We start from the raw sequence: 25,554 nt of genomic DNA, 5'->3' as shown, positions 1-25,554 counted from the left end.
AGACCATGACCGACAATAATTTCAGTAATGACCGCCGTCGCCTGCTTCGGGGTGCCCTGATGGGTGTCGCCGCTGCACCGCTCGCCTACATGAGCGTGCGTGGCTCGAACGCCCTGGCCCAGGATATGCCGAAGCTCTCGGAGGATGACCCCACGGCCATCGCCCTGAACTACGTCAACAATGCGGCTGACAAGGACGACATGCGTGAGCCGGGTGCCATCTGCGGCAACTGCCGTCTCTATCTCGGCGATTCCGATGCGGAATGGGGCGGCTGCACGGCTTTCCCGGGCAAGCTGGTCAACGTCAACGGCTGGTGCAGCGCCTGGGTCGCCATGAGCTAGGACGAGCCCTGCGCATAACAAACCCCCGATGCCGCCTGGCGGATCGGGGGTTTTTTCGTTGACCGCACCGGCCTCGCGAACTTCCAATACCGAAAAGGCTCCAATGAATTTCCGATCGCCAACCCGGCAGCGCGCAACCGACCAAGCAAAAAGGCAATGCAGGCATGACCCGATTGATTCTCACCGCTCTCGCCCTTCTCGTCGGCGGCACAGCCACCGCACAGGACGCCTCGGAAGGCCTTCCCACCCCCATCGCCGCCCTCGAGGATCGGGGTGCGACCATCGGCGAGTCCTTCGAGGCGCCCGCCGGACTGACCGGCTACACCGTCAGTTTCCAGGGACAGACCCTGGCGGCCTACGTGACCTCCGACGGCGAGCATGTGGTGGTCGGCACGCTGCTGGATGCCGACGGCACCAATCTGTCGCAGCCCGTGCTCTCCGCTGCGGCCAATGCCGCTCGACCGGAAGGCGAGTGGGAGGCGGTCTCGGAGGCAAGCTGGATCACCGACGGCGACGATGACGCGGAGCGCATCGTCTACGCGTTCACTGACCCCAACTGTCCGTTCTGCCATCGCTTCCATGAACAGACCCGTGACTGGGTGGAGGCAGGCGACGTGCAGATTCGCCATGTCATGGTGGGTGTGCTGCGCCAGGACAGCCTGCCGAAAGCCGCTACCCTGCTGGCAGCGGAAGACCCCTCGGCCGCACTCGATCAGCATGAGGCCAACTTTGACAACGGCGGTGTCACCCCGGCCGACCGGCTCCCGGCCGAGGCCCAGCAGGCCGTTCAGTCGAATAACGAGCTGATGAGCCAGCTTGGCATACGCGGGACACCCTCGGTGTTCTACCGCGACGCCGACGGCGCCATTCGGCTGGCCCGGGGTCTGCCCCGCGGCGAGCGACTGGAGGCCGTGATGGGCGGACCACGGCCGGAGTAGTCAGTACTGCAGCCGCTCGCGGCTGCGTGCGATATATCGCTCCCGGATCCGCCGCGTGCCGGGTCCGGGCGCCCCATCACCGATCGGGTGGCCGTTGATTTCCACCACTGGCGTCACGAACGCCGTGGCACTGGTCGCGAATGCCTCCCGGGCAGCTTGGGCCTCGGCCACGCCGAATGGCCGCTCCACCACCTCCAGGTCCGCCTCGGCCGCATAATCCAGAACCGCGGCACGCGTGATGCCATGCAGGATGTCATGCGACAGCGGTCGAGTGATGAGCTGGCCCTCAGCGGTGATGATATGGGCGTTGCTCGAACTGCCCTCGGTGACCTCGCCGTTTTCCACCATCCAGACGTCGTCCACGCCGGCCGCCACCGCGGTGGATTTCATCATCGAAGGATAGAGCAGCTGGGTGGTCTTGATATCACGGCGATGCCAGCGCAGATCCGGGCGCGTGATGATCCGCAGACCCCGTGCCGCTGCCGGTGCCTCCAGCAATGGGAGTGCCTGAGTGAAAAGGATCACGGACGGCGGTGTACCTCTGGGCTGGACGAAGTCCCGGTCGGCCACACCACGGCTGATCTGCAGATAGATCAGCCCCTCACGTAAATCATTGCGTTGCAGAAGCTGCCGATGGATACCCAGCAGATCCTCCGCCTCGGGGTCGAAGGCGATATCAAGTTCGCCAAGGCTCCGGCGCAGGCGCTGCTGGTGCGCTTCGAAATCCACCAGCCCACCGTCGATGACGGCGGTGACCTCGTAGACCGCATCGGCGAACAGCAGGCCGCGATCGAAGATGGACAGGCTGGCGGATTCTTCCGGCAGGAAACTGCCATTGACATGAACGATCCGCGACATGGCCCACCCCTCAGCGGCTCCCCAGGATTGTCGGCATGTTAACGCAGCTCGCGCCAGATGCGGACAGATGATCGATCAGCGATGATGGCCTGCAGAACGACGTCGGTCTCCGCCACGCGTCCACTCGCCGCGACGGTGAGCCGATAGCCACAGGCCGACTGGGCTGAACAGTCCGTCTCTCCGCCCGCGACAAGCCGCTCCACCAGGACCGCCGGGGGGCGATGCAATGCCACCTCAGTGGCCAGCGACGGGAGCATCCGGCCCTGCTCGTCAACCGCTGCCCGCCACGGTGCCGCGGCGGCCTTGGGCGCCGGTACCAACGACGGTCGTGCCCATTGTGCTGCCGACTCCGCCGCGCGTTGCAGGGCCGTCTCGGCCACCTCCAGGGCAATGGCCCGATCGATCGCGGTCCCGGCGCTGCGTGTCTGGACAAGCGCGCGCTCCAGACCCGTCAGCGTAATCGCCGCGACGATCGGAATGATCGCCAGCACACCGATCAGCGCAACGCCCTGCTGACGGTGCTTCATGGCCGTCGGTTACGCAGTGCGATGGTGAGCGTCACCGGCTCATAGAGACGGCGATCGCCCGCCGCCTCCCCGGCCTCGAGCCGCATGGGCGCGTCGAGAACGCCCGGCGTGCGATGACTGGCAACGAGCAGATCGACCTGGACGGCGACCACATCCACATCGGCCGGACGCTCCGCCGCAGGCACATACCGGTCGACGGTTCCATCTCCCGCCTCGTCGAGTCCAAAGTGCAGCTTCAGCTGCTCGATGCCCACGACGAGCTCCTCGCGCCGGCCGCCCCGGGAGCCCTGGCGACGATACAGGCTGCGCACGCCGGGCCTTCCCAGGGCCTGATCCACATAGAAGACCGTGCGCTCGGGCATGAGCAGCTCCACTTCGCCGCCGATCCGCCGGTAACCGTCGGACGGCCGGCGATTGAGGCTGTCCGTTCCCGGCCCGCGATCGAGGGTGTCAGCGGCCGTGGCCACCTGACGGAAAAGGACGCAATCGGTACTGGAGGCGCCGGCCACCATCACCGGCTGACCGCGCGGCACGCCATGCGCCCGATCCAGCGTCAGGCGTTCTCCCCCCGCCGATGTCGACAGGACTCGGGCCCGGCCCAGGGAGCGCATCCGCCGGATCACCAGCTGATCGCCGGCCTCCGCAGAGGACAGGCCGCCCGAGATATCCACCGCCGGCCGGGCTGGCTCCACCTCATCGACGGTCAGATTACGACGGAAAGCCGGATGGCAGCCGGGATATCCCGATTCACGCAAGGACCGCCCGATCAGCGCGCTGGCGAATCGGGCGCTGTCGAGGAGGCGCGTATGCGCCCTCTCCAGGCGCTCGGCCTGACGGGCACCAAGCAGCAGTTCCGTGGCAATCATGATCACCACCAGTCCCAGCGTCGAGGCAATCAGCAGCTCGAGCAGCGAGAAACCGCGTTCACCGGTATGACGTCGGTCTCTCAAGGCCCGAACTCCAGCTCAAGCCGCCCTCCTCTATCGGAGGATCGATCGGACCATGTCATGGAGACCCGACCGGCGGTTGCTCCGGCGGAGGGCCATTCGATTCGAGCGCGCCCGGCGGGCAGGCGAATCTGCACACGCTCGCGCCAGTCGGCAACAGACGCCGCCGGGGGATGATGGGGCCTGGCCGCCCGCCATTGCTCGGCAAGATCGACCGCCAGCAGCCGCGCCTGCAGCGCGATCCTGCCCTGGCGCAGGCTATCGAGTGACTGCGCCTGGCTCATCGACAGGCCAAGCAGACCGATACTGAGCACGAGCGCGGCAACGAGCACCTCCACCAGGGAACTGCCGGCTTCTGCATCGCGGAATAAAGGGACATGTTCATGGCGCATGGGCGCCACGCTATCAGCGGAGGTAGCGGTCCCGGGCAACCGATGATCGGCTGCCCGGGACCATCAGTCAGCTCATGCGGATCAGCCGCATTTGCTCTCACCGCAGTTCAGGCAGGTGAGGCATCCGTCCATGATGACCATGGCCTTGGTATGGCACTTGCCACAGAGCTCGGCCCCCGGCGGATAGTCACCGGTGCTGTCATCGCAATCGGCCTCGATGGGTTCCTGGGCGGCACGACCTTCCGCTTCGGCCTTTTTCTGCTCGATGAACCGGCGCTGATGCTCATCCAGCGCTTCGCTCTCCATCATGCCGATGGAACGGAGATGCTGCTCCAGCACATCGCCGATTTCAGCCACCAGCGAGGGCATGAACCGGCCGCCCTTCTTGAAGTATCCCCCGCGAGGATCGAACACGCTGCGCAGTTCCTCAACGAGAAACGTGCAGTCGCCGCCTTTACGGAACACGGCCGAGACGATCCGCGTCAGCGCCACGATCCACTGGAAGTGATCCATGTTCTTGGAGTTGATGAACACCTCGAACGGGCGACGGATCTCGTGCTCGGTCCCCTCGTTGAGGATGACGTCATTGACGGTGACGTAGAGCGCATGCTCGGAGAGCGGCGTCTTGATCTTGTAAGTCTGCCCCTCGAGTCGCTCCGGTCGCTGGAGCTCCTCGTGCATATGTTCGATGGCGGCGGTTTCCGGAGCGGTCTCGGGGGTGCCGTCGGTGGCCTCCCCCGCCTTTGCCTCCGCCTCGGCCCGGGCGACTTCGTAGTCGATGATCTTGCTGTCGATTTTCACGGCCATGGCGAGTGTCCTCAGAACTTCCCGTAGTACCCTTCCTTGAGGGCGTCATAGAGATTGGCGGCGGTATGAACCTCACCGTCGTACTCGACCTCGTCGCCGCCTTTCACCTCAACGGTGCGACCATCCTCGAGCTTGAACCGGTAGGTGGTGTTTTCCAGGTCGGATTCCTTGACCAGCACGCCCTGGAACGCCTCCGGGTTGAAGCGGAAGGTGGTGCAACCCTTCAGCCCGTTCTGGTAGGCGTAGCGATAGATGTCCTTGAAGTCTTCGTAGGGATAATCCGTCGGCACGTTGGCGGTCTTGGAGATGCTGGAATCGACCCACTTCTGGGCCGCCGACTGAATATCGACATGCTGCTTCGGCGTGACGTCATCGGCGGCAATGAAGTAATCCGGCAGATTGCGGGTCTCCGGATCGGTGCTGGGCAGTGCGCCGTCGTTGATGAGGGTCCGGTAGGCCAGCAGCTCGAAGCTGAACACGTCCACCTTTTCCTTCGACTTCTTGCCCTCGCGGATCACGTTGCGGAAATAGTGATGGGCGAAGCTGGGCTCGATGCCGTTGGAGGCGTTGTTGGCCAGCGACAGGCTGATCGTGCCGGTCGGGGCGATGGAGGTGTGATGGGTAAACCGCGCCCCTTTCTCCACCAGCTCGTCCACCAGTTCCGGCTCCGCCTCGGCGACGCGCTGCATGTAACGGCTGTAGCGCCCCCAGAGCACACGGCCCTTGACCTTGTCACCGACCTTGTAGCCGTCCTCGCGCAGTTCCGGCCGCCAGGCCAGCATGCGCTCGGTCAGGGCGAAGTCCTCTTCCATGATCGGTGCCGGGCCCTTTTCCTCGGCCAGGCGCAGCGCCTCGCGCCAGCCCTCCAGGGCCATCTCCCGGGCCACCTGTTCGGTGAAGGCCAGCGACTCGTCGTCACCGTATTTCATGCACAGCATGGTCACCGTTGATCCGAGGCCGAGGAAGCCCATGCCATGGCGGCGCTTGCGATTGATCTCATCGCGCTGGCGCTCCAGGGGCAGGCCATTGATCTCGACCACGTTGTCGAGCATGCGCGTGAACAGCGCCACGACCCGGCGGTACTCCTCCCAGTCGAAATGAGCCCGGTCGGTGAACGGCTCCCGCACGAACTTGGTCAGGTTGACCGATCCCAGCAGGCAGGCGCCATAAGGCGGCAGCGGCTGCTCGCCGCAGGGATTAGTGGCCCGGATCTCCTCACAGAACCAGTTGTTGTTCATCTCATTGACCCGGTCAATGAGCACGAACCCCGGCTCCGCATAGTCGTAGGTGGAGGTCATGATCATGTCCCAGATCCGCTGCGCCTTCACCCAGCGGTAGATGCGGCAGGCGACCAGGCCGTCCTCGCGCGTGAGATAGCCGCTCTTGCGGTTGGGCCACTCCCGCCAGAGCACCTGCTCGGGGTCGTTGACATCCACGCCCTCGCTCTCGGCCTCGTCGGCCTTGATCGGGAAGGCCAGCGGCCAGTCCTCGCCGTTCTCCACCGCCTGCATGAAGCCGTCGGTGATCAGCAGCGAGAGGTTGAACTGGCGCAGCCGGCCGTCCTCGCGCTTGGCGCGGATGAAGTCCATGACATCCGGATGGCCGACGTCGAAGGTGGCCATCTGCGCGCCACGCCGACCGCCGGCCGACGAGACGGTGAAGCACATCTTGTCGTAGATATCCATGAACGACAGGGGGCCCGAGGTGTAGGCACCGGCGCCGGAGACGTAGGCACCCTTCGGGCGCAGCGTCGAGAACTCGTAGCCGATGCCGCAGCCCGCCTTGAGCGTCAGACCCGCCTCGTGGACCTTGTCCAGGATGTCATCCATGGAATCGCCGATGGTGGACGACACTGTGCAGTTGATGGTCGACGTCGCCGGTTTGTGTTCCCAGGCACCGGCGTTGGAGGTGATGCGGCCGGCCGGGATCGCGCCGCGGCGCAGGGCCCAGAGAAACTGCTCATACCAGTACTCCTGTCGCGACTCGGGCTCCACCTCGGCGAGCGCACGGGCGACGCGCCTGTAGGTGTGATCGACGGTCTCGTCGATGACATCGCCTTCCTTGGACTTCAGCCGGTACTTCTTGTCCCAGATATCCTCCGAGGCGGGCTGGATCGGGATCTCGGTCACGGTCTTGGGTAGCGCACGCAGTTTCGTTGCGGTCGTCATCGGGTTCTCCTTGCGCTGATCGGTTCAGGGCCGAAACCGCGACAGCAGCGGGCTGCTCGCGGTTATCCACAACATGTATCAGCCTTTTGCCCCCAGGCCACTACATATTGTGTAACTCGCTCTAGCGTACCCCAAGCAGAACCCAAGTCAACCGCCAGGAAAACTCAGCACTCGATATCGTGTTCGGTCACCGGAATGAAGCGCGCGCCGTCGCATTCAGGCTGCAGAACCAGGATCTCGGCCTTGCGGAAAACGCCCGGCCCCAGCCCCTGGCTTTGATGGGCGAGGGCCTCCACGGTAGGGGTCTCAAGCGCCGATTCGGGGAGGTCGAGGAGAAAGCCGACGATCCGGTCATCGTCCAGCGCCATGGCCCAACGCGCCTCCGTGGACGCCCTGCGCAATTCGCGATCGAGATCCGGATCGTCGGGAGCGGTGTCCTTCCCCCGGGCGATCGCCTCGAGCAGGCGGATACCGAGGGCCTCACCGGCCTCACCCTGCCGGTCTCCCGGTACCTGGGCCCCATCAGCGGCCACGAAGGCACGGGCGAATACCGCCGGATCGGCCTCACCGGCCTGGCGGACCGCCTGTCGCCCGGCCGCTACGGCATCCCGGATCCGGGCCACCTGCCGAGCGCGGAAAGCAGCCACTATTCGTAGTCTTCGTAGTCGCTGAAGTGGCTGTTGGCGCTGTATTCGCGCTGCACGCGGAGTTTGGCGGCGATGAACTCACCGTGCTCGACATGGAGAAGCTCCGCGATCTTGCGTACCAGCTGCTCCTCGTAGCGATCCATCTCCGAGTCGGCCAGACACACCCGCCAGAGCAGCTCCACCACCTGGCATTTGCGCGTGTAGTCGAACTGCTCGTTGATCAGGTGCGTGAACTCGAAGTGGTCGGTCGCCTCATGGGCTTCCTGGTCCGCCAGCTCAATGACCTCGGCGGTTTCCTCCGGCGAGAGATCGAAGACCTCCATAATGCCGTCATGGATGGCCTGAAACTCCATGCTGTGGCGCTGGTTGTCGGCCTGTGCCATTTCAATGAGCAGGGCCGCCGTCGCCAGCTGCAGCCGATGGGCCGGCGGATCGCCGCTGCCCTCGCCGGCCGGGTTCATTCGCTCTTCGTAAAATCGTCTTATGGCCTCGATCATCTGCCAAGCCCGTTCCCGTTGCCTGGATCACCTATTTGTTATCAGGGCACGGTGGCCGTGTCGACCACCGCGACCTGGGGTCCCTGGCCAAGCAGGAGCCGCTGGCCGACCCGCAGGCGATCAGGGTTGTCGAGTTCGTTGAGCTGGACAAGCTGTCGCGTTTCGACTCCATGCCGCATGGCGATAGCACCCAGCGTATCGCCCGGACGCACTTCGTAATGCCGCCCGCCCACGGCCTCCGGCATGCCACCCGCCATGGGCAGTCGCAGGCGCTGACCCGCCTGCAGCCGCCTCGGGTCGTGGATACCGTTGTGAGCGATCAAATCCTGCAGGCTCACGTCGTAGCGCCTGGCGATTTGCGAGAGCGTGTCGCCGGGCACGACCCGATGCGCCACATCCGGGCGCTGATCCCGATACAGCCGGGTCCCGGGCAATGCGGCCACCGCCTCCGACCAGTCTCCGGCACCGGCGGCCGGCAGGGCCAGCGCATAGCCACCGGGGATGAACTTGCGCCCATCCCAGACCGCCGGTCCGAGCGCCGGATTCAGGCGCTGGAGCGTCGCCTCGTCGACGGCGACCCCCTCCAGCAGGGTCTCCAGTGGCGTGTAATACGGTAGCGCGACCCGAACCGGCTCCAGCGGCGGGTCCTTTCGAAGGTCGTCGAAATAGCGCTGGGCATTCGCATCCACATCGGCCGCCGCCAGCAGCGCCGGATAGAAATTGCGCGACGCAAAGCCGAAGTAACGCCCCGTGTAGTTGCGCTGGATGGTCAGGTAATCGCGGCTGCCGACCTCCCGGACTGCCCGTCGCATGCCGTTGAGACCATGGTTGTAGGCCGTAATGGCCAGTGGCCAGCTACCGATCTCGGCGTAATTGTGAGCCAGCAGCTCGGCAGCGGCCCGCGTGCTGGCCCACGGGTCGAGACGCTCATCCAGCACCGGATCGATCCGCAGAAACCGGCGCCCCGTCCCGGAGGTGAACTGCCAGAGACCGGCAGCACCCGCATGCGAGCGGGCCCGCGGGTCGAAGGACGACTCGACATGAGGAAGGGCGACCAGCGCCGGCGGAACCCCGTGCGCCTCCAGGACCTCACGAATGTGGGCGCGCCAGCGTCCGGAGCGCACCAGCCCCTCGCGGAACCGCTCCCGCAGGCCGCCCTGGAATCGCAGCCGCTGGGCGAGCTGTCGTGCCTCATCCGCCTCGGTCCCGGCCGGGAGCCTTGTCAGCAGGCGGGACTGGAAATCGTCCGCCGGCTGCATGCCCTGGTCGGCCAGCGCATTCAGCCCGGCACGGTAGCGTTTGAGGGCCGCTCGGACGGTGTCGCGCCGCGCCTGCCAGTTGGGCGGCGGTTCGATGCCGATCCGCCCGACCACCGTCAGCGCATGACCCGAGTCATGGATCACACCCTCCGACACCGAAAGCTCGGTATAGACGCGCTGCCAGAACTCGACGGCCGGCTCAAGCCCGGCTGGTCGCGGCAGCCGATCGGCGAGCGCAGGCCCGGAAAAAATGATGGCAGCCAGGGCAGCGAGCATGAGCAGTCGCTGGAGGGTTATCATGCGGCCTCCTCGGCACGGGATGTGCCATGGTTTGATACTAGCCCCGGGAGGCATCCGGAGACAATGCACCCACTGCACTGGACCGTCGTCGCCTTGCTGGCGGTGATCTCAACCGCGAGCGCCCTGCACGCCCTACTCCACAAGCGTGAATCCACGGCGGCATTCGGCTGGATCGCCTTCTGCCTGCTGTTTCCACTGGTCGGATCCATCTTCTACTACCTGTTCGGCATCAACCGCGTGCGCACGCGGGCGCGGCAGCTGCGCGGCCAGGCAACGGCAGCCCGCATTGATCCCGAGCCCGAAGAAGACATCCCTGACCGGATTCCCGCGGCATTCCGCACCCAGGCGCAGATCTCCGGCGCCGTCACGCGGCTGCCGCTGACCCGGGGCAACCGCGTCGCGCGTCTTTTTGGTGGCGAGGCCGCCTACCCGGAGATGCTCGCCGCCATCGAGCAGGCGCGCGAGCGGGTCTACCTCTCCACCTACATTTTCGAATCCAATACCAGCGGGCATCAGTTCGCCGAGGCACTGGCGGCGGCACATGACCGGGGCGTGGACGTGCGCGTGCTGCTGGATGGCGCCGGCGAGTGGTATAGCTGGCCGCGGATCCGCCATCAGCTGCGGCGGGCGGGGGTGAGTGTCGCTCGTTTTCTGCCACCCCGACTGATCCCGCCCAACCCGGTCATCAACCTGCGTAACCATCGCAAATTACTGATTGCCGATGGCGTCACGGCCTTTGCCGGTGGCATGAACATCGGCGACCGCCATCTCATCAACCGCCCGGGGCCGCGCGAGGGCATCAAGGATATTCACTACCACATCCAGGGGCCTCTGACCCGACAACTCGAGGATATCTTCCTCGACGACTGGGAGTTCGCCACCGGCCGGCGCGACGAGCCCGCCGACCGGCCCCACCCGAGCGGGGATGGAAGCGCCCTGGGCCGCACCCTGATCGACGGGCCCAATGAGGATCTGCAGCGACTGACGATGGTGCTGGTGGGCGCCGTCGCCGCCGCCCGCGAGCATGTCGCGATCATGACGCCCTATTTTCTGCCGCCCCGGGAGCTCATCGCCGCACTGCAGGCGGCAGCGGTGCGTGGCACACAGGTGGATATCGTACTGCCCGGCAAGAACAACGTGCCATTCATGCACTGGGCGACCCGCAACATGCTCTGGGAGCTGGTGAAATGGGGAGTGCGGGTCTATTACCAGCCCGGCCCCTTCGATCACACCAAACTGCTGGTGGTGGATCATCACTACACGCAGATCGGCTCGGCGAATCTCGATGCACGCAGCCTGCGCCTGAATTTCGAGGTCATGGTCGAGGTCTATGACACACGCTTCGGCGCCCAAATGGCGAAGCACGTCGAGTCGGCCCGTCAGGCCTCGCATCGGGTGACGCTGGAGGAACTCGATGCCCGTCCGATTCCGGCGAGGGTTCGCGACGCAGCGGTCTGGCTCTTTACACCGTACCTGTGAAGGGCAGCAGGGCCAGCCAGCCCGCCGTGAGACCCAGCACGGCGCCGATGGTCAGTGCCGTTCGCAGCCGCCGGAACCAACGCGGCAATCCCGGCGCGGAACCGCGGTACTCCCAGAACCGCCAGCCGATAAACGCCGCCGCGAGTAGCGGCAGGCCGACCAGCCAGGGTAAAAGCAGGGTAATCCAGCCCGCCAGAGCAGGTATCACCGAGGCGTAGAACCACTCCGGGGCCGGATTGCGTCGGCCCATGGCCACACCCCAATGGATCGCGCCGACAAAAGACAGAATCACGGCACCATAAGCGAGCAGCCAGCCCGCCAGCCAATCCAGCCCGAACCAAGGGCCAGCCGCCCCCGCGAAGAATGGCAGCAGACCCAGATAGCCCATCCAGGCAGCCGCGGTCTGATGCCGGTCGGCCAGCGATATCCGTGCCTCGGCATCGCGTAGGCCACCCACGAAATGGCCGTTGATGAATACCTGCGGCAGTGTTTTGGAACCGGTCAGCGATTTGAGCCGGGCGAATTGATCGCGACTTTCGGCCGAGCCCATCCCCATCTCGATGGCACGCCACTCCCGACCCGAGTCCTCCAGCAACTCATCCAGCCCTGCCAGATCGGTCACCGGCGAATGAAACACGACCACATCAGCGCTTTTCGCCAGGTCCTGGATATCGTTCCCGGATGACATCGCATTCCTTATGACGGTGAATTCAGGGCTCATGATAGAGTCAACAGTCGTTTATGCCCAATCATCCGAAAGACCGGCAAGCGGAGGCTGCAATGTCGCGCGCATCCATCTTCAAATATGGCCTGATCGCCGCCGTCGCCCTGATATTGGCGGGTTGCGCGGGTGTCGCACCCCGCGATTACGTCGGTGAAACGCCCGAATTCCGCATCGAGGAGTACTTCGACGGCAAAGTCCATGCCTGGGGCATGTTCCAGGCCCGCAACGGCGAAGTCCGCCGCCGTTTCACCGTCGACATTGACGGTACGGTGGAGGGTGACCGGATCACCCTCGACGAGCGCTTCACCTACGCCGACGGTGAGACCGACCGTCGCGTCTGGGAGATCGAGCGCATCGATGAGCATACCTACGAGGGAACAGCCGGTGACGTAGTCGGTGTGGCCACCGGCAAACGCTACGGCAACGCGCTTAACTGGACCTACACGCTGGCGCTGGACGTCGGTGACCGGACCTGGAACCTGAAGTTTGATGACTGGATGTATCTCACCGACGAGAACACCCTCATCAATAAGGCCGAGGTGACCAAGTTCGGTTTCCGCGTCGGCACCGTCACCCTGTTCTTCCGCCGCGCGGATGCCGAGGAACCCTCATCATGACCAGCCTGGCAATCCTCCGGCGGTGGATGATCGCCGGCGCCCTTCTCCTGCTGCTGCCGATGATGGCCCTCGGCGCCGAGGTGGACCAGAACGGGGCGAGCTTCAGCGAGCAGATGCAGCTCGCCGGCGAGACGCTCGAGCTGAGCGGGACGGGCGTCGCCAAATACCGCATCGTCATCACCGTTTATGCGGCTGGTCTCTATCTGCCCGCCGACACAAAAACGGCGCAGGTGCTGGCAGGGGACACACCGCGAAGCCTGGCCATCGAGTACTTTCACGACATCAGTGCCGCCGACATCATCAAGGCCGCGAGAACCAAGCTCGAAGAACAGCTCAGCAGCAGCGAACTCGATAAGCTGGAGCCGAAGATCAAGCAGTTCCACTCAATGTATCAGGCCGTCAGCGATGGCGACCGATACCGCATGGATTACGTGCCGGGCAAGGGCACTCAGTTGCTTTTCAACGGCACCACCGTTGGCACCGTGACCGGCGCTGACTTCGCCGCGGCCTATTTCGGGATCTGGCTCGACGCGGATGATCCGCTCTCGAAGAACCTGCGCCGGGACCTGCTTGAGGGTACCGACTGAGGCACCGGCTGCTAGCGGATTCGGTGCCTTGTCAGTCCCTCTTCCACCGGCTGCAGGAAATGCTCCGCTCGGCCCGGCGAAGGGTTGGTCATCAGGCTGACGACGACGAATAGCCCCACGGCCAGACCGCCACCCCAGACCGATCCCGGAATACCCAGCGGGTTAGTCCCCGTCAGCTGCAGCCAGGTGACGGCGATGCCGGCGATCACCATGCTGGCCAGCGCTCCCGCAGCCGTTCCTCGTCGCCAGAAAAAGCATCCGACGATGGCCGGCACCGTCACCAGCAACCCGGAGGACGAGGCCACCGAGAGGATGGTGATGAGATCCAGCTGCAGACGCGCGAACAGAATGGCCAGGCCGGTCACCATCAGCATCACCAGCTGCCCGGCGAGCATCTCGCGGCTACCCCGGGGCGACAGTGGCCGGTAGAGATCACGTGCGGCCAGCGCCGAGAGACTGAGCAGGATCGAATCGACCGTGGACACGGCCGCGGCGACGATCCCAACCACCAGGACGATGGCAACGGCCGCCGGAATGGCACCACTGGCGAGCAACTGCGGCGTAGCCAGGTCGGCGCGTTCGAGCTCGGGGAGCAACTGCAGCGCGGAAAATCCCCATAGCACCGAGACCAGCGTGTAGACGAAACCCAGCACCAGAAAACCGAGCAACATCACCCGCATCGCGCCCAGTGACTCGGTGGTGAACAGTCGCTGGCTCACCTGCGGATTACTGATGGAGAAGAAAAACCAGGGCAGCGTCAGACCGATGAAAGTGGTCAGGCTGAAAAGACCGGGGCCAGGCACACTCAGCCATTCCCCCCGGGTTTCCATGGTGGACTGGAGGAAGGACGCCGGCCCGCCCAGCGCCGCCACCACAAAGCCCACCGCCAACAGGCTGGTGACCAGCATGACGATCACCTGCAGCGCATCGGTCCAGAGCACCGATCGCAGACCCGCGGCCAGGGTCCAGATCAGTGCCAGTGCGGCGCCGATGAAAATGCCGGCCTCGAAGCCGATGGTCCCGTCCGTTACCCCGGAGAGCAGATAGCCGATGCCCATCAGCTGAACCGCGCTGTAGGGAATCAGGAAGATACAGGCGGCCACGGCCATGACCCCGCCCACCAGCCGGCTGTCGTAGCGGTAGCTGAGCATCTCCGCCGGTGTAATGAATCCGAAGCGTTGCCCGGCGAGCCAGAATCGCGGACCGAAGATGGCCACCAGGCCCAGGCCGGCCAGATAGATCAGCTCAAAACCAAGCGCCCCGACGCCACCGGCATAGGTGAGCCCGGCCAGCCCGACCATCATGAAGGCGCTATAGGTCGTCGCACCGTAGCTCAATGCCGATATGACGCCACCGGCACGGCGGCCGGCCAGATAGTATTCGCTTGCCCCCTCACCCAGCCCTCGACGGGCCGCGAGCGCCACCACAATCCCGAGCAGCGCGTAGAGAACCAGGGCAATGGTAATCCCGCCGGTCATGAGCGCCACCCCGCCACCAGCCGGAAGATGAGCCCGATCGAGACCACCCCGAACAGCGTCCAGAACAGGAACACCCCCTGCCAGGCGGGGTAATCGCGCATCAGTCCGTACGGAACGATGTAGGCCAGCGCAATGGCAACGGCGAGCAGGCCGAGCGTCTTGTTCGCCCGACGACGATAGTCAGTCATGGAAGGCGCTCCCTGTCTGGCTGCTGCCGGTCAGCGATACCGCGCACGCGGATCGAGCCCGGTGAGAAGCTGGGCGGCCACGATACAAGTGATACCAAACGGTAGATATCCAGCATAACCCAGCAACGGCATCTCGAACACGTGCAGCACCTGGGCATGGGGAATGTGGTACGTCCAGCGCGCCAGGCTGAAGATATTCCAGAGCTCCCAGCAAAGACCGCAGAAAAGGGCGGCGAGCACGGCGAGCCACGCATCGCGCCAATCGCCTTGAGCCACCGGCGAGAACAGTTGGCGATCCCCGGATACGGCCTGGATCGCGACGATGATCAATGGTGGCCCGACCCACACCAGCGCATAGAGGGCATCCGGCCAGACGGCCACAGCGACCAGGCCAGCAACGCCGGCCGATAGGAGCCAGGCCGCCAGGCCACCAGGTCTGCGCGGCCGAATCGGCAGGAAATCGTCGAGGCCGCGGGACAGGGCCGGCCAGGTCGCGAACAGATCGCGGGTCACGACCACCGCGGGCAGCACCGTACTGAAGGGCAGCGCCGAGCGCAGGAACCAGTTCACCGCCTCATGATCAGCTACGCCGGTTCCTGCATAGATCCAGTTGCCGGTGAACTGATTGATGTACTCGAACAGGTACCAGAAGATCGCGCTCGCCGGAAAGAGCGCCAGGAACCGCCGGGGTTGCTCGAGCATCAGCACACGCCCTCCGCGCCGCTGAATCCAAGCGCTGACGCCGATCGTGTAGGCAACCCACAAAGGCGTAAAGCTGAGCCGGCGCGCCTCTTCGAGCCCCGGTATCGGCACCCAGGCAACCAGCCAGGCCAGCACGAGCATGGCGACCGCCGCCCAGCCCCAGACCGGGAATGGCCGCGACCCGGCGGCACTGGTGATAACGCCGGATGCGCTGTGGACATCGCTCCGCAGAATACGCACCACGAATGGCGCGAGGACGCTTACGATCAGCAGGCCATAGAACGCGAAAATCCAAGGCGTAAAACTACCGGGCGCCGGCTCCAGCGGCCGCGGCGGAAAGCGCAGGAATGACACCGCGTCATGCCCCGCGAGCCCGGCGCCGACCAGCGGTGCCAACACGATAAGCAGGACGATCGCGGCGGCCTGCAGGGCATGCCGGCGGATATCGACCGTCGTTCGCTCACTCCGGTCGGCGGTCATTCAACCCGACCTCGCGCCAGCCAAAGCCCAGCTCCTCCACCGCTACCCTGAGAACGGACATGGCCGGCCCGACCTCCGCCGGCGCACCCCGCAGGCCGAGTTCCAGGGAGAACCCCTCGTCGCGCAGGGTAGGCAGACAGGACAGGCGCAGTCCGGGGTAATCGGCCTCGAAACGCTCCAGCAGGGGAATGACGTCGCTTTCGCGGGCACCATCCACGGCAATGGCCTGCTCGGCCAGCCGGTCCGGGTTCTGCCAGCCCGCATAATGCTGGTCGAGCACCCAGGCCATCATCGGCCACGCCATGCTCGGGAACCCCGGCATGAAATAGTGATGGTCGACGCTGAACCCCGGCACCTGGTTCACCGGGTTGGGAATCAGATCTGCGCCCTCCGGGAAGGCCACCAGGTTGAGCCGATGCGGCGGCTGCACGGGACGGCCGAAGCGGGCCTCGAGCATCGCCACACCTTCCGGATGGTAGGCGAGCGGCCGGCCCAATGCCTCCGCGGCGCACTGCCGGGTCCGGTCATCGGGCGTCGCGCCAATCCCGCCGCAACTGAAAACGACATCATCGCCGGTCAGCGTCTCCCGCAGTGTCCGGGTGATCAGCGGCGCCTCGTCGCTGATGAACCGGACCCAGCGAAGCTCCAGACCGCGTTCCGCAAGCAGCCCGAGTAGATGCGGCAAATGCTTGTCCTGGCGTTTTCCCGATAGCAGCTCGTCACCAATGACGATCAGCCCGAATCCGCGAACTGGCGCCCCACTCATGCAGACGCCCGGATAAGGCCGAGGAGCATACCCTCAAGCTCGGCGAGACTGGCGACCTCGTGGTGGGGAACCCGGGGCACCTCGGCGGGCCAGCTCGCCCCGTCGCGGTTCAACCAGACCGCCTGCATGCCGAACTTCGCCGCCCCGTAGACATCGCTATGCACGTCATCCCCCACGTGGACGACCTGGCTTGCCGGTGCGCCGGCACGGTTGGCGGCTGTCTCGAAGACCAGGTGCGAGGGCTTGGCTGCCCCCAGCTCCACGGCCGAGAGCGCGAAGTCGAAGTATCCGTCCATGCCCAACCGGGAGACCTCTGCGTTGCCGTTGGTCAACGCGCCCACCCGGACCTGTCCCTGCAGTGCCCGGAGCAGGGGCAGGCTGTCATCATAGAGCGTCACCGCATGACGTGCTTCGAGGAACACCTCGAAAGCCTCCTCGACGAGCTGGTCGAGTTCACGCCCCTGATAACCGGCCAATTCCCCGGCCCGGCGCAGGCCTGCCCGACGTAGCGCGGTCACATCATGCGCAATAGCCGGTGTCTCCTCGGCGATCCTGATTCTCAAGGCCCGCAATCCGTCCCGGTCGAAGCGCGATGCAACGGCTGGATAGCGCTGCTCGAGCAGTCCCTCGCACACCGCTTCGGCATGATTGAGGACACCGGTCAGGTCCCACAGGGTGAAATCGAGGTCGAAGGTAACCGCCGTCACCGGCGGACGCAGAGGCTGGGTGGTCAAGTGGATGCCTCCTCATTAATCGATCGCCAGACGCACCCTCCGTTGCTGGCGTCATCAAGCCGGTCCAGCCAGGCAGCGTGGGCGGCCCGCTCCGATTCACTGGGCGTAATCACCGGCAGTCGCGGCCGGTCAGCACTGACCGGCCTGATGGTCTCGGCACCGCGCGAAGGCCCGCCGGCCTCTTCGGCACCGAGATGAAGGGTGACCTGACCCCCGGTCATGGCCAGGTAGACCTCGGCCAGGATCTCCGCGTCGAGCAGCGCGCCATGCAGCGTACGGCCGCTGTTGTCTATGCCGTAGCGGCGACAGAGGGCATCCAGGCTGTTGCGCTGGCCCGGATGACGACGGCGTGCCAGCGTCAGGCTGTCGGTGACACGGCAGTGATCCTCAAGGCGGCCCCAGGCCGATCCGAGGCGGCCGAGCTCGCTGTCGAGAAAACCGACATCGAAGGGTGCGTTATGGATAATGAGCTCCGCCCCACCCACGAAGTCGATGAACCCCTGGGCAACCTCGGAAAAGCGCGGCTTGTCAGCGAGGAACTGGTCGGTGATGCCATGGACCTCCATGGCCTCTGGATCCACCGGTCGTCCCGGATTCAGGTATTCATGAAACGTGCGCCCGGTGGACCGCCGCTGCTCGATTTCATAACAGCCGATCTCGATGACCCGATGCCCCGCCTCGGGCTCGAGCCCCGTCGTCTCGGTATCCAGAATAATCTGGCGCATCAATGTGTTACCCGCTCAAGTTCGTCGATGCCCCGGTTGGCGAGATCATCAACCCGTTCATTCTCATCATGGCCGGTATGACCACGCACCCAGTGCCAGCGTATATCATGACGCTGGGCAAGCGCATCGAGCCGCTCCCAGAGGTCGCGATTCTTAACGGGTTTGCGTGCAGCCGTTTTCCAGCCCCGTCGCTTCCAGTCCGCCATCCACTCCGTGATCCCCTTGCGCAGGTACTGCGAGTCGGTGGTGAGGTCGACACGGCAGGACCGATTGAGCGCCTCCAGGGCCTGAATGGCCGCCATCAGCTCCATGCGGTTATTGGTGGTGTTGTGCTCGCCGCCGTAGAGGGTCTTCTCCGCGTCCCCCCAGCGCATGAGCACCCCCCAGCCACCGGGGCCGGGATTGCCACGGCAGGCACCATCCGTATAAATCTCAACCGGCGTCATGCCAGCTCTCCCTTTTTGTCCGACGAGCCCCGGCACCCGCCTGGGCGAGGCCTCCGGGGATGATTTCAAGCCGCCGACGCCGGGGCAGGGGCGGACTGACCGCGCCATTGACCCGCTTCTGCCCCATGACCAGATTGACACCCCCGCACCAGCGAAACCCGGGTCCAAGACTCTGGCTGTCGGCAACCCGAGAGGGATGACGTTGCAGCCACCAGCGCTGCAGGGGGGGCGGAAGCACCGCCAGGCTCTCGCGGGGCCGGGGTGTGAGACCGAGCAGCAGCATCCAGTCGGCGATGCGGCGCGCGCCAAGATAGTGTCCGGACCAGGGCGGTGTCTGTCGATTCACCGGCAGAATACGACGCAGCCCCCAGAGGCTGAATGGATTAAAACCAAGCACCAGCAGATGGCCCTCCGGCGCGAGCACGCGAGCGGCCTCACGGATCACCTGATGCGGGCGCGCGGCGAATTCCAGCTGATGGATGAGAATGACCACGTCCACGCCACCCGAGGCCAGCGGGATCACTTCGCTGTCGGCGCGCAGGTCGACGGGACCATTCGGCCAGTCATCCATCACCCACTGGCGCGCCTCGCCATAGACCGTAGGACAACGGCCGCCGCCATACGCCCCAATCTGCAGGACGCGCCTCGCATAAAGCCCCGCCAGACGACGCGAGAGCAGCCGCGCCTCACGCTCGGCCAGATCCTGTCCGGCTGTGGTGGCAAACCAGTCACGCAGCCTCTGCATGTGGCGCTCTCCTCATCGATGCCTATCTGATCAGCATTTGAGGCGGTAAAGCCCTCGGGGTAGCATGCGCCCATGCTGGAAGTAACCCCGATTCCCGTCCTCAGTGACAATTATACTTGGCTGCTGCGTAACCCGCAGTCGCAGACTGCCGTGGTCGTCGACCCGGGCGAAGCAGCGCCGGTGATCAGGGCGCTTGAGGGGTTTGATCTTCATCTCAGCGCCATTCTGATCACCCATCATCATGGCGACCATGTGGCGGGCGTGGATGGCCTGATGGACAACGGTGTACCGGTCTACGGTCCGGACGACAGCCGGATTCCTCACCTGAGTCATCCGCTCCGCGCCGGCGAGCAGGTCACGCCAGCCGGTTTGGACGCAGGCTTCGATGTATTGGCCGTTCCTGGCCATACCCTCGATCATATCGCCTATTACGGCGAAGGCCTGCTGTTCGCGGGCGATGCGTTGTTTGCCGGCGGTTGTGGTCGCATGTTCGAGGGCAACCCGGAGCAGATGCAGGCCTATCTGGCCACCCTGCGGGCGCTGCCTCACGAGACCCGACTGTACTGCGGACACGAATACACCCAGGCGAACCTGGAATTCGCGGCGGCGGTGGAGCCCGAGAACGAGGCAGTGCAGGACCGGCTCGCCAGGGTACGCGAACAGCGCCGCCGTGGCGCCGTGACTCTGCCCTCCACGATTGGCGAGGAGCGCGCCACCAACCCGTTCCTGCGCTGGGATAACGGCGCCGTTGCCGAACGGGCCATGGAGCGGGCCGGACACCCACTGAACAGCCCGGCGGAGGTCTTCGCCGTCCTTCGTCAGTGGAAGGACCACTTCTGAGGAGCAGCCGAAGTGAGGAATGCCCGATACTGGCCACTGGCGGCCGCCCTGGTGCTTGCCGGCTGCGCGGGCTTGCCACAGACGGAGACGGCCAGCGGGCCCGATGGCACCACCGATGATGCGCATGCGCCGTCGGTTTCCCGGGATACACCGTTCCGAGAACATGGCCTGACGGCTGCCGCCGGCGCCGTGGAAGCGGGCGATCCGGATGCCGTCGACGTGACCGACCTTTGGCAGCGGGTACGCAACGGCTATGCGATCCCGGGTCATGACAACGAGCGGGTGGAAAACCAGTTCCAGGAGTATGCAGGCTACGGCGACTACTGGACGACGGTATCCAACCGGGCCCGCCCCTACCTGCACCACATCGTCGAGCAGCTTGAGGCACGGGGAATGCCTCTGGAGCTGGCGCTGCTGCCAGTGGTGGAGAGCGCTTATCGACCCTTCGCCTACTCACACGGACGGGCCGCCGGCATCTGGCAATTCATCCCGGCCACCGGTCGTCATTACGGTCTGGAACAGAACTGGTGGTACGACGGCCGACGCGATGTGGTGGCCGCCACCGATGCGGCGCTGAATTACCTGGAGTATCTCAACGAGCTTTTCGAGGGCGACTGGCTGCTGGCGCTCGCCGCCTACAATGCCGGTCAGGGCACGGTATCGCGGGCCATGGAGCGCAACCGCAATGCCGGAAAACCCACCGACTACTGGTCACTGGATCTGCCCCGCGAGACCATGAACTACGTCCCGCGCCTGCTGGCCATCAGCGAGCTGGTGGCCGATCCGGCGGCGCATGACGTGGAACTCGCCAGCATTCCCAATGAGCCAGCGGTCGAAGTGGTCGAGCTGGATCAGCAGATCGACCTGGCGCTGGCCGCTGAGCTGGCGGGTATCGACATGGATCGGCTCTACCGCCTCAACCCCGGCTATAACCGCTGGGCCACAGGGCCATCCGGCCCGCATCGCCTGCTGCTGCCCCGTGATCGCGTAGCGGCATTCCGCCAGCGGCTGGCGAAAACACCGCGCCAGGCGTGGATGCGCTGGCAGCGGCATCGCATCGCGCGCGGCGAGACCCTCGGTGAAATCGCCAATCGGTATCACGTCACCGTGGCCGACCTTCAGGAGGCCAACGATGTTCAGAATCACATCATCCGCGCCGGCGACCATCTGCTCGTGCCAATGGCGAGCCGACCATCGGGGCAGTACACGCTGACCGCGGATGCCCGCCGCGAGGCCTCGCAGAACCGGTCACGGGAAGGCCGGAATCGGCAGAACTACGTGGTCCGGGCCGGAGACAGCTTCTGGTCGATCGCGCAGCGCTTCGGGGTCGGTATGCGGGAACTGGCCCGCTGGAACGGCATGGCGCCTGGCGATACGCTGGCAATCGGCGAACAGCTCACGGTCTGGACAGAGAGCAGCACTGGCACGATGACGGCGAGGAGCACACCGAGCGATCGCCTGCAGTCGGTGACTTATTCGGTGCGTCAGGGTGATTCACTCTATGGGATCGCTCAACGCTTCAATGTTGGCGTCGCCGACCTGCGGCGCTGGAACAGCCTGCGCGAAGGGGCTTATCTGCAACCCGGACAGTCGCTTCGTATGCAGGTGGATGTCACCGCCCAGAGCAATCTCTGAGCGTTCCCTCCACCTGCGTTAGCGTCACTCCGTCTCGGGCAGCGTCACATTGAGCTCGAGGACTTCGCAGTCTCCCTCTCGCTCGACCTGGATACGAACAGCATCGTCATCAACGGCGATGTAGCGTCGGATGACTTCGAGGATCTCCTGCTGGAGTACCGGCAGATAATCCGGTCCACCCCGGTTCGTGCGCTCCCGGGCGACAATAACCTGGAGCCTTTCCTTTGCCAGCGAGGCGCTGCGTTTTTTCTCCGAACGGAAGTAATCCAGAAAACCCATTGCGCTAGCCCTTGAACAGCCGGCCGAACAGGCCCTTTTTCTCGGTCAGGAAGCGGTGCTCCCGCTCCTCGCCCAGATACCGTGCCACCAGATCGTCATAGGCCTGACCGGCATCCGTCTTCTCCTCCATGATCACCGGCACACCGGCATTGGAGGCGTTGAGCACGGCCGTCGATTCGGGCACCACACCGAGTAGGTCGATGGACAGGATCTCGCAGATGTCCTCCATGCTGAGCATCTCGCCCTTGCCCACACGCGAGGCGGCGTAGCGGGTAACCACCAGATGCTCCTTGACGGGTTCATCACCCTGCTCCGCGCGTCGCGTCTTGCTGGACAGCAGGCCCAGCACGCGATCCGAGTCGCGGACCGAGGACACCTCGGGGTTGGTCACCACCAGAGCGTCATCGGCGAAGTACATTGCCAGGTGGGCACCGCGCTCGATACCGGCCGGTGAGTCGCAGACCACATAGTCATGCGTCTCAGCGAGGGCGTTGAGTACCGACTCGACGCCCTCGAAGGTCAACGCATCCTTGTCGCGGGTCTGGGAGGCGGGGAGGATCTCGAGGCCCTCGACGCGCTTGTCACGGATGAGCGCCTGATTGAGATTGGCCTCACCGTTGATCACATTCACGAAATCGTAGACCACCCGGCGCTCACAACCCATGATGAGATCAAGATTGCGAAGGCCGACGTCGAAGTCCACAACCACGGTTCGATGACCGGCGCGGGCCAGGCCTGCCCCGAATGCGGCGCTGGTGGTGGTCTTGCCCACGCCCCCTTTGCCGGATGTCACAACCACGATTCGCGCCACATTCACCTCCCGATTTTCAGAGCGCGTCAATTTCCAGCTCGTCGCCACACAGGCGGATCATCGCCGGGGCGCCGCGGAGCCCGGCATCAATCTGCTCGCTCAGCCGATAATGACCGGCAACCGCGACCAGTTCCGCTTCCAGCGATTGGCAGAAGATACGCGCATTGAGGTCTCCCTGCACGCCTGCCAGCGCCCGTCCCCGCAGGGTGCCGTAGACATGGATATGGCCGTCGGCCATCAACTCGGCCCCGGCACTCACCGGCGCCGAGACCACCAGGTCACCGCCTCGGGCGTAGACCTGTTGCCCGGAACGCACCGGCTGCGTCACCAGACGCGCCGCCCCCACCGCCGGCGCCTTGGCCTCGGCCGCCGGCTTCTCGGCGCGGCTGCGTGCAGCCTGGCCAGCCGCTTCGGCACGCGAGCCGCCGAGGTTGCGCAGCACACCAAGCCCGGCCGCCGACGCGACATCCTCCGGCAGATCGGCGGTGGCCACTGGCAGCAGACCGCGGTCGCGGAGTCCAGCCACCAGCGTCTGCAGTATGGCGGCGTCCAGTCTAACGTCCTGCGCCGGGGCAAGGACCAGGGGCATACCGTCGAAAAACCCCGGAGCCTGGGCCAGCCTGGCATCCAGCTGGATAAACAAAAGCCCCGGATCCGCGGTCAGGAGACGCAGAACGGTGAGGGTCGCCATACGGCCCTTGAGCTCAAAGGCCGCGCCGGACGCCTGACTGACCGCCATCAATCCAGCAGCCGGTTCATGCGGCGGACGAATCCGGCGGGATCCTCCAGGCGGCCGCCATCCATCAGCACCGACTGCTCAAGCAGCAGTGCAGACCACTCATCGATGGGCGCCTGCTCGTCCTCCGCGAGGCGCTGAATAATCGGATGATCCGGGTTGATCTCCAGAACCGGCTGCTGCTGCGGCAGGTCATGGCCGGCCGCCTTCAACATGCGCTGCATGTTCATGCCGAATTCATGCTCACCTACCACAATGCAGGCCGGTGATTCAGTGAGCCTCGCACTCGCCCGCACCTCGCTCACACGATCGCCAAGCGCCTCGCCAATACGATTGATAAGCGCCTTTACCGAGTCACTCGCCTCTGGCTTTTCCCCGGCATCCGGGGTGTCGGGATCGCCAAGCTCATCGAGCTCGAGCTGACCCTTGGCCACCGCCTGCAACGGCGTGCCGTCGAACTCGTTGAGGTGGGCGACCAACCATTCGTCCACTGGCTCGGCCAGCAGGAGCACCTCGACATCGCGCTTGCGGAAGACCTCGAGGTGGGGGCTGTTGCGCACCGCAGCAAGGCTCTCACCGGTGAGGTAGTAGATGGATTTCTGCCCCTCACGCATACGCCGCACGTAGTCCTCCAGCGAGACCGTCGCGCCGCCCTCGTTATGGGTGGAGTGGAAACGCAGCAGTCCGGCCACCTTCTCGGCGTTGTCCGGATCCTCCACCACCCCTTCCTTGAGGACCGTGCCGAAGGCATCCCAAAAGCGTGCATATCGCTCCGCGTCATCCCGGGCCATGCGCTCGAGGGCATCGAGCACACGCTTGACCGAGGCGCCACGAATCCGATCGATCAGACGGTTGTGCTGCAGCAGCTCACGCGACACGTTCAGCGGCAGATCATCCGAGTCCACCACGCCGCGCACGAAGCGTAAATAACGCGGCAGCAGCCGGTGCTCGCGGTCCTCCATGATGAACACACGGCGGACATAGAGCCGCAGGCCATGCCCGGACTCCGGCTCGAACAGGTCGAAAGGCCGCTGGGCGGGGATAAACAGCAGTGAGGTGTAGGACTGGTTGCCCTCCACCTTGTTATGCAACCACTCCAGGGGCGGTTCGGTATCGAAACTCAGCTGCTGGTAGAACTGGCGGTACTCCTCGTCCGTGATCTCGGACTTGGGGCGCATCCAGAGCGCCGAGGCCTGATTGACGGTCTCCCACGCGCCCTCGCCGTCCGCCAGTTCAATGGGCAGGGCAATGTGATCCGAGTACCGGCGCACGATCTGGCGCAGGCGCGAGCGGTCGAGGAATTCGTCCTGACTTTCGGCCAGATGCAGTGTCACCGCCGTCCCCCGCTGTTCGCGCGGGCTTTCCTCCAGGGTGAAGGCACCTTTGCCATCCGATCGCCACAGGACCCCGTTCGCGGCCGGCTCACCGGCGCGGCGGGTGTGCACACTGACCTCATCGGCAACGATAAACGCGGAGTAGAAGCCGACGCCGAACTGGCCGATCAGCTGGGCATCCTGTTTCTGGTCACCGGTGAGCGCATCCAGAAACCGTCGCGTGCCCGAGCGGGCGATGGTACCGAGATTGTCGATCACATCGGTGCGGTTCATGCCGATGCCGTTGTCACTGATCGTGATCGTCCGCGCCTGCTCGTCCATCGACAGGCGGACGACCGGCTCAGGGTCGTCCTCGAACAGTGAAGGATCCTGCAGGGCCTCGAACCGCAGCCGGTCGGCAGCATCCGCGGCATTGGAGACCAGCTCGCGCAGGAAAATCTCGCGGTTGCTGTACAGGGAATGGATCATGAGATCCAGCAACTGCCGGACCTCCGCCTGAAACTCGTGGGTCTCGGGGGTCTGTGTGTCGCTCATTGTGGTATCCGTTGTCATCCCGTGTCCGCCCCC

29 protein-coding genes are annotated in these 25,554 nt (G+C 65.0%); 7 read left to right on the top strand and 22 right to left on the bottom strand.

Translation table 11 applies throughout. From position 1 onward, the window contains the following. The first annotated feature begins 5 nt into the window (after positions 1–5). Positions 6–341, top strand: a complete 336-nt coding sequence (locus V6X30_RS01640) for a high-potential iron-sulfur protein (RefSeq protein WP_367982898.1) — start codon at positions 6–8, stop codon at positions 339–341. A 164-nt stretch (positions 342–505) separates the two neighbouring features. Beyond that, entirely contained in the window at positions 506–1,279 is a 774-nt protein-coding gene (gene dsbG / locus V6X30_RS01635) for a thiol:disulfide interchange protein DsbG (protein WP_367982897.1), read from the top strand. Here the strand turns inward: dsbG and V6X30_RS01630 are convergent, their stop codons facing one another. The 9 genes from V6X30_RS01630 to V6X30_RS01590 form a co-directional block, all read right to left on the bottom strand. Further along, on the bottom strand, positions 1,280–2,137 hold the full coding sequence (locus V6X30_RS01630; RefSeq protein ID WP_367982896.1) for a D-amino-acid transaminase: 858 nt from the start codon (positions 2,135–2,137) through the stop codon (positions 1,280–1,282). 38 nt (positions 2,138–2,175) lie between these two features. Further along, positions 2,176–2,664, bottom strand: a complete 489-nt coding sequence (locus V6X30_RS01625) for a pilus assembly PilX family protein (protein WP_367982895.1) — start codon at positions 2,662–2,664, stop codon at positions 2,176–2,178. Further along, entirely contained in the window at positions 2,661–3,614 is a 954-nt protein-coding gene (locus V6X30_RS01620) for a PilW family protein (RefSeq protein ID WP_367982894.1), read from the bottom strand. Before V6X30_RS01620 ends, V6X30_RS01625 begins: the two co-directional genes overlap by 4 nt. After that, positions 3,611–4,003 carry a type IV pilus modification PilV family protein gene (locus V6X30_RS01615; RefSeq protein WP_367982893.1) on the bottom strand — a complete coding sequence of 131 codons (393 nt, stop codon included), beginning with the start codon at positions 4,001–4,003 and terminating at the stop codon, positions 3,611–3,613. The genes V6X30_RS01620 and V6X30_RS01615 overlap by 4 nt, the downstream gene beginning before the upstream one ends. Before the next feature lie 81 nt (positions 4,004–4,084). Next, positions 4,085–4,810 (bottom strand): TSCPD domain-containing protein, encoded by a 726-nt coding sequence (locus V6X30_RS01610; RefSeq protein ID WP_367982892.1) that lies wholly within the window; start codon positions 4,808–4,810, stop codon positions 4,085–4,087. An 11-nt stretch (positions 4,811–4,821) separates the two neighbouring features. Continuing rightward, positions 4,822–6,978 carry an adenosylcobalamin-dependent ribonucleoside-diphosphate reductase gene (locus tag V6X30_RS01605; RefSeq protein ID WP_367982891.1) on the bottom strand — a complete coding sequence of 719 codons (2,157 nt, stop codon included), beginning with the start codon at positions 6,976–6,978 and terminating at the stop codon, positions 4,822–4,824. Between the two features lie 164 nt (positions 6,979–7,142). Continuing rightward, positions 7,143–7,625, bottom strand: a complete 483-nt coding sequence (locus V6X30_RS01600) for a hypothetical protein (RefSeq protein ID WP_367982890.1) — start codon at positions 7,623–7,625, stop codon at positions 7,143–7,145. Beyond that, positions 7,625–8,122 (bottom strand): tellurite resistance TerB family protein, encoded by a 498-nt coding sequence (locus tag V6X30_RS01595; RefSeq protein ID WP_367982889.1) that lies wholly within the window; start codon positions 8,120–8,122, stop codon positions 7,625–7,627. The genes V6X30_RS01600 and V6X30_RS01595 overlap by 1 nt, the downstream gene beginning before the upstream one ends. 41 nt (positions 8,123–8,163) lie before the next feature. Further along, complete coding sequence (locus V6X30_RS01590) at positions 8,164–9,681, bottom strand: lytic transglycosylase domain-containing protein (RefSeq protein ID WP_367982888.1); 1,518 nt, start codon at positions 9,679–9,681, stop codon at positions 8,164–8,166. Between the two features lie 63 nt (positions 9,682–9,744). Here V6X30_RS01590 and V6X30_RS01585 point away from each other — a divergent pair, with 63 nt between their 5' ends. Further along, positions 9,745–11,160 (top strand): phospholipase D-like domain-containing protein, encoded by a 1,416-nt coding sequence (locus tag V6X30_RS01585; protein WP_367982887.1) that lies wholly within the window; start codon positions 9,745–9,747, stop codon positions 11,158–11,160. Here V6X30_RS01585 and V6X30_RS01580 read toward each other — a convergent pair. Then, on the bottom strand, positions 11,144–11,848 hold the full coding sequence (locus V6X30_RS01580) for a DUF3429 family protein (RefSeq protein WP_367982886.1): 705 nt from the start codon (positions 11,846–11,848) through the stop codon (positions 11,144–11,146). The two genes, V6X30_RS01585 and V6X30_RS01580, sit on opposite strands and share 17 nt — an antisense overlap. A 92-nt stretch (positions 11,849–11,940) precedes the next feature. Here V6X30_RS01580 and V6X30_RS01575 point away from each other — a divergent pair, with 92 nt between their 5' ends. Together V6X30_RS01575 and V6X30_RS01570 are read left to right on the top strand one after the other, a co-directional pair. Next, positions 11,941–12,501, top strand: a complete 561-nt coding sequence (locus V6X30_RS01575; RefSeq protein ID WP_367982885.1) for a DUF3833 domain-containing protein — start codon at positions 11,941–11,943, stop codon at positions 12,499–12,501. Continuing rightward, positions 12,498–13,088 carry a chalcone isomerase family protein gene (locus V6X30_RS01570; RefSeq protein ID WP_367982884.1) on the top strand — a complete coding sequence of 197 codons (591 nt, stop codon included), beginning with the start codon at positions 12,498–12,500 and terminating at the stop codon, positions 13,086–13,088. Before V6X30_RS01575 ends, V6X30_RS01570 begins: the two co-directional genes overlap by 4 nt. Positions 13,089–13,099: 11 nt before the next feature. Here V6X30_RS01570 and V6X30_RS01565 read toward each other — a convergent pair whose 3' ends face one another. The 8 genes from V6X30_RS01565 to V6X30_RS01530 are packed head-to-tail and all read right to left on the bottom strand — an operon-like array spanning position 13,100 to position 19,352. Next, a complete protein-coding gene (locus V6X30_RS01565; protein ID WP_367982883.1) occupies positions 13,100–14,566 on the bottom strand; it encodes a sodium:solute symporter family protein in 1,467 nt (488 codons plus the stop codon). Further along, a complete protein-coding gene (locus V6X30_RS01560) occupies positions 14,563–14,754 on the bottom strand; it encodes a hypothetical protein (RefSeq protein ID WP_367982882.1) in 192 nt (63 codons plus the stop codon). The genes V6X30_RS01565 and V6X30_RS01560 overlap by 4 nt, the downstream gene beginning before the upstream one ends. 30 nt (positions 14,755–14,784) lie before the next feature. After that, complete coding sequence (locus tag V6X30_RS01555; protein WP_367982881.1) at positions 14,785–15,936, bottom strand: hypothetical protein; 1,152 nt, start codon at positions 15,934–15,936, stop codon at positions 14,785–14,787. Next, the gene (locus tag V6X30_RS01550; RefSeq protein WP_367982880.1) at positions 15,917–16,702 is read right to left on the bottom strand and encodes a competence/damage-inducible protein A; all 786 of its coding nucleotides are present in this window, start codon (positions 16,700–16,702) and stop codon (positions 15,917–15,919) included. Before V6X30_RS01550 ends, V6X30_RS01555 begins: the two co-directional genes overlap by 20 nt. Further along, positions 16,699–17,436, bottom strand: coding sequence for an HAD family hydrolase (locus tag V6X30_RS01545; RefSeq protein WP_367982879.1), 738 nt, complete (start codon positions 17,434–17,436; stop codon positions 16,699–16,701). The genes V6X30_RS01550 and V6X30_RS01545 overlap by 4 nt, the downstream gene beginning before the upstream one ends. Further along, positions 17,433–18,161: a DNA polymerase III subunit epsilon gene (dnaQ, locus tag V6X30_RS01540; protein ID WP_367982878.1), complete on the bottom strand. Its 729-nt coding sequence runs from the start codon at positions 18,159–18,161 to the stop codon at positions 17,433–17,435. The genes V6X30_RS01545 and dnaQ overlap by 4 nt, the downstream gene beginning before the upstream one ends. Next, complete coding sequence (gene rnhA / locus V6X30_RS01535) at positions 18,161–18,607, bottom strand: ribonuclease HI (protein ID WP_367982877.1); 447 nt, start codon at positions 18,605–18,607, stop codon at positions 18,161–18,163. Before rnhA ends, dnaQ begins: the two co-directional genes overlap by 1 nt. Next, a complete protein-coding gene (locus V6X30_RS01530) occupies positions 18,594–19,352 on the bottom strand; it encodes a class I SAM-dependent methyltransferase (protein ID WP_367982876.1) in 759 nt (252 codons plus the stop codon). Before V6X30_RS01530 ends, rnhA begins: the two co-directional genes overlap by 14 nt. A gap of 72 nt (positions 19,353–19,424) precedes the next feature. On the opposite strand from V6X30_RS01530, the gene gloB reads away from it, so the two are divergent. Then, a complete protein-coding gene (gene gloB, locus V6X30_RS01525) occupies positions 19,425–20,192 on the top strand; it encodes a hydroxyacylglutathione hydrolase (protein WP_367982875.1) in 768 nt (255 codons plus the stop codon). Between the two features lie 12 nt (positions 20,193–20,204). Then, positions 20,205–21,827, top strand: coding sequence for a LysM peptidoglycan-binding domain-containing protein (locus V6X30_RS01520; protein WP_367982874.1), 1,623 nt, complete (start codon positions 20,205–20,207; stop codon positions 21,825–21,827). 24 nt (positions 21,828–21,851) lie between these two features. Here V6X30_RS01520 and minE read toward each other — a convergent pair whose 3' ends face one another. The 4 genes from minE to htpG are packed head-to-tail and all read right to left on the bottom strand — an operon-like array spanning position 21,852 to position 25,521. Next, the gene (gene minE / locus V6X30_RS01515) at positions 21,852–22,106 is read right to left on the bottom strand and encodes a cell division topological specificity factor MinE (RefSeq protein ID WP_367982873.1); all 255 of its coding nucleotides are present in this window, start codon (positions 22,104–22,106) and stop codon (positions 21,852–21,854) included. A gap of 4 nt (positions 22,107–22,110) precedes the next feature. Then, on the bottom strand, positions 22,111–22,917 hold the full coding sequence (minD, locus tag V6X30_RS01510; protein ID WP_367982872.1) for a septum site-determining protein MinD: 807 nt from the start codon (positions 22,915–22,917) through the stop codon (positions 22,111–22,113). 16 nt (positions 22,918–22,933) lie between these two features. Continuing rightward, a complete protein-coding gene (gene minC / locus V6X30_RS01505; RefSeq protein ID WP_367982871.1) occupies positions 22,934–23,656 on the bottom strand; it encodes a septum site-determining protein MinC in 723 nt (240 codons plus the stop codon). Further along, entirely contained in the window at positions 23,656–25,521 is a 1,866-nt protein-coding gene (gene htpG, locus V6X30_RS01500) for a molecular chaperone HtpG (RefSeq protein ID WP_367982870.1), read from the bottom strand. The genes minC and htpG overlap by 1 nt, the downstream gene beginning before the upstream one ends. Between the last annotated feature and the right edge of the window lie 33 nt (positions 25,522–25,554).

Source organism: Spiribacter sp. 1M189 (assembly GCF_040838345.1).
Taxonomy (GTDB): Bacteria; Pseudomonadota; Gammaproteobacteria; order Nitrococcales; family Nitrococcaceae; genus Spiribacter; species Spiribacter insolitus.
The sequence above is the reverse complement of the archived record's forward strand: the minus strand, read 5'-3'. Positions and strand labels throughout refer to the sequence as shown.

Excerpts from the sequence above, each read along its gene's own strand:
- V6X30_RS01610 (WP_367982892.1), bottom strand. The coding sequence starts at position 4,810 with ATGGCCGTGAAAATCGACAGCAAGATCATCGACTACGAAGTCGCCCGG.
- V6X30_RS01550 (WP_367982880.1), bottom strand. The coding sequence starts at position 16,702 with ATGAGTGGGGCGCCAGTTCGCGGATTCGGGCTGATCGTCATTGGTGAC.
- V6X30_RS01595 (WP_367982889.1), bottom strand. The coding sequence starts at position 8,122 with ATGATCGAGGCCATAAGACGATTTTACGAAGAGCGAATGAACCCGGCC.
- minC (WP_367982871.1), bottom strand. The coding sequence starts at position 23,656 with ATGGCGGTCAGTCAGGCGTCCGGCGCGGCCTTTGAGCTCAAGGGCCGT.
- V6X30_RS01590 (WP_367982888.1), bottom strand. The coding sequence starts at position 9,681 with ATGATAACCCTCCAGCGACTGCTCATGCTCGCTGCCCTGGCTGCCATC.
- dsbG (WP_367982897.1), top strand. The coding sequence starts at position 506 with ATGACCCGATTGATTCTCACCGCTCTCGCCCTTCTCGTCGGCGGCACA.
- minE (WP_367982873.1), bottom strand. The coding sequence starts at position 22,106 with ATGGGTTTTCTGGATTACTTCCGTTCGGAGAAAAAACGCAGCGCCTCG.
- V6X30_RS01555 (WP_367982881.1), bottom strand. The coding sequence starts at position 15,936 with ATGACCGCCGACCGGAGTGAGCGAACGACGGTCGATATCCGCCGGCAT.
- V6X30_RS01570 (WP_367982884.1), top strand. The coding sequence starts at position 12,498 with ATGACCAGCCTGGCAATCCTCCGGCGGTGGATGATCGCCGGCGCCCTT.
- V6X30_RS01560 (WP_367982882.1), bottom strand. The coding sequence starts at position 14,754 with ATGACTGACTATCGTCGTCGGGCGAACAAGACGCTCGGCCTGCTCGCC.
- V6X30_RS01615 (WP_367982893.1), bottom strand. The coding sequence starts at position 4,003 with ATGCGCCATGAACATGTCCCTTTATTCCGCGATGCAGAAGCCGGCAGT.
- V6X30_RS01580 (WP_367982886.1), bottom strand. The coding sequence starts at position 11,848 with ATGTCATCCGGGAACGATATCCAGGACCTGGCGAAAAGCGCTGATGTG.
- V6X30_RS01585 (WP_367982887.1), top strand. The coding sequence starts at position 9,745 with ATGCACCCACTGCACTGGACCGTCGTCGCCTTGCTGGCGGTGATCTCA.
- V6X30_RS01625 (WP_367982895.1), bottom strand. The coding sequence starts at position 2,664 with ATGAAGCACCGTCAGCAGGGCGTTGCGCTGATCGGTGTGCTGGCGATC.
- V6X30_RS01565 (WP_367982883.1), bottom strand. The coding sequence starts at position 14,566 with ATGACCGGCGGGATTACCATTGCCCTGGTTCTCTACGCGCTGCTCGGG.
- V6X30_RS01605 (WP_367982891.1), bottom strand. The coding sequence starts at position 6,978 with ATGACGACCGCAACGAAACTGCGTGCGCTACCCAAGACCGTGACCGAG.
- dnaQ (WP_367982878.1), bottom strand. The coding sequence starts at position 18,161 with ATGCGCCAGATTATTCTGGATACCGAGACGACGGGGCTCGAGCCCGAG.
- V6X30_RS01530 (WP_367982876.1), bottom strand. The coding sequence starts at position 19,352 with ATGCAGAGGCTGCGTGACTGGTTTGCCACCACAGCCGGACAGGATCTG.
- V6X30_RS01640 (WP_367982898.1), top strand. The coding sequence starts at position 6 with ATGACCGACAATAATTTCAGTAATGACCGCCGTCGCCTGCTTCGGGGT.
- htpG (WP_367982870.1), bottom strand. The coding sequence starts at position 25,521 with ATGAGCGACACACAGACCCCCGAGACCCACGAGTTTCAGGCGGAGGTC.
- gloB (WP_367982875.1), top strand. The coding sequence starts at position 19,425 with ATGCTGGAAGTAACCCCGATTCCCGTCCTCAGTGACAATTATACTTGG.
- V6X30_RS01575 (WP_367982885.1), top strand. The coding sequence starts at position 11,941 with ATGTCGCGCGCATCCATCTTCAAATATGGCCTGATCGCCGCCGTCGCC.
- V6X30_RS01630 (WP_367982896.1), bottom strand. The coding sequence starts at position 2,137 with ATGTCGCGGATCGTTCATGTCAATGGCAGTTTCCTGCCGGAAGAATCC.
- rnhA (WP_367982877.1), bottom strand. The coding sequence starts at position 18,607 with ATGACGCCGGTTGAGATTTATACGGATGGTGCCTGCCGTGGCAATCCC.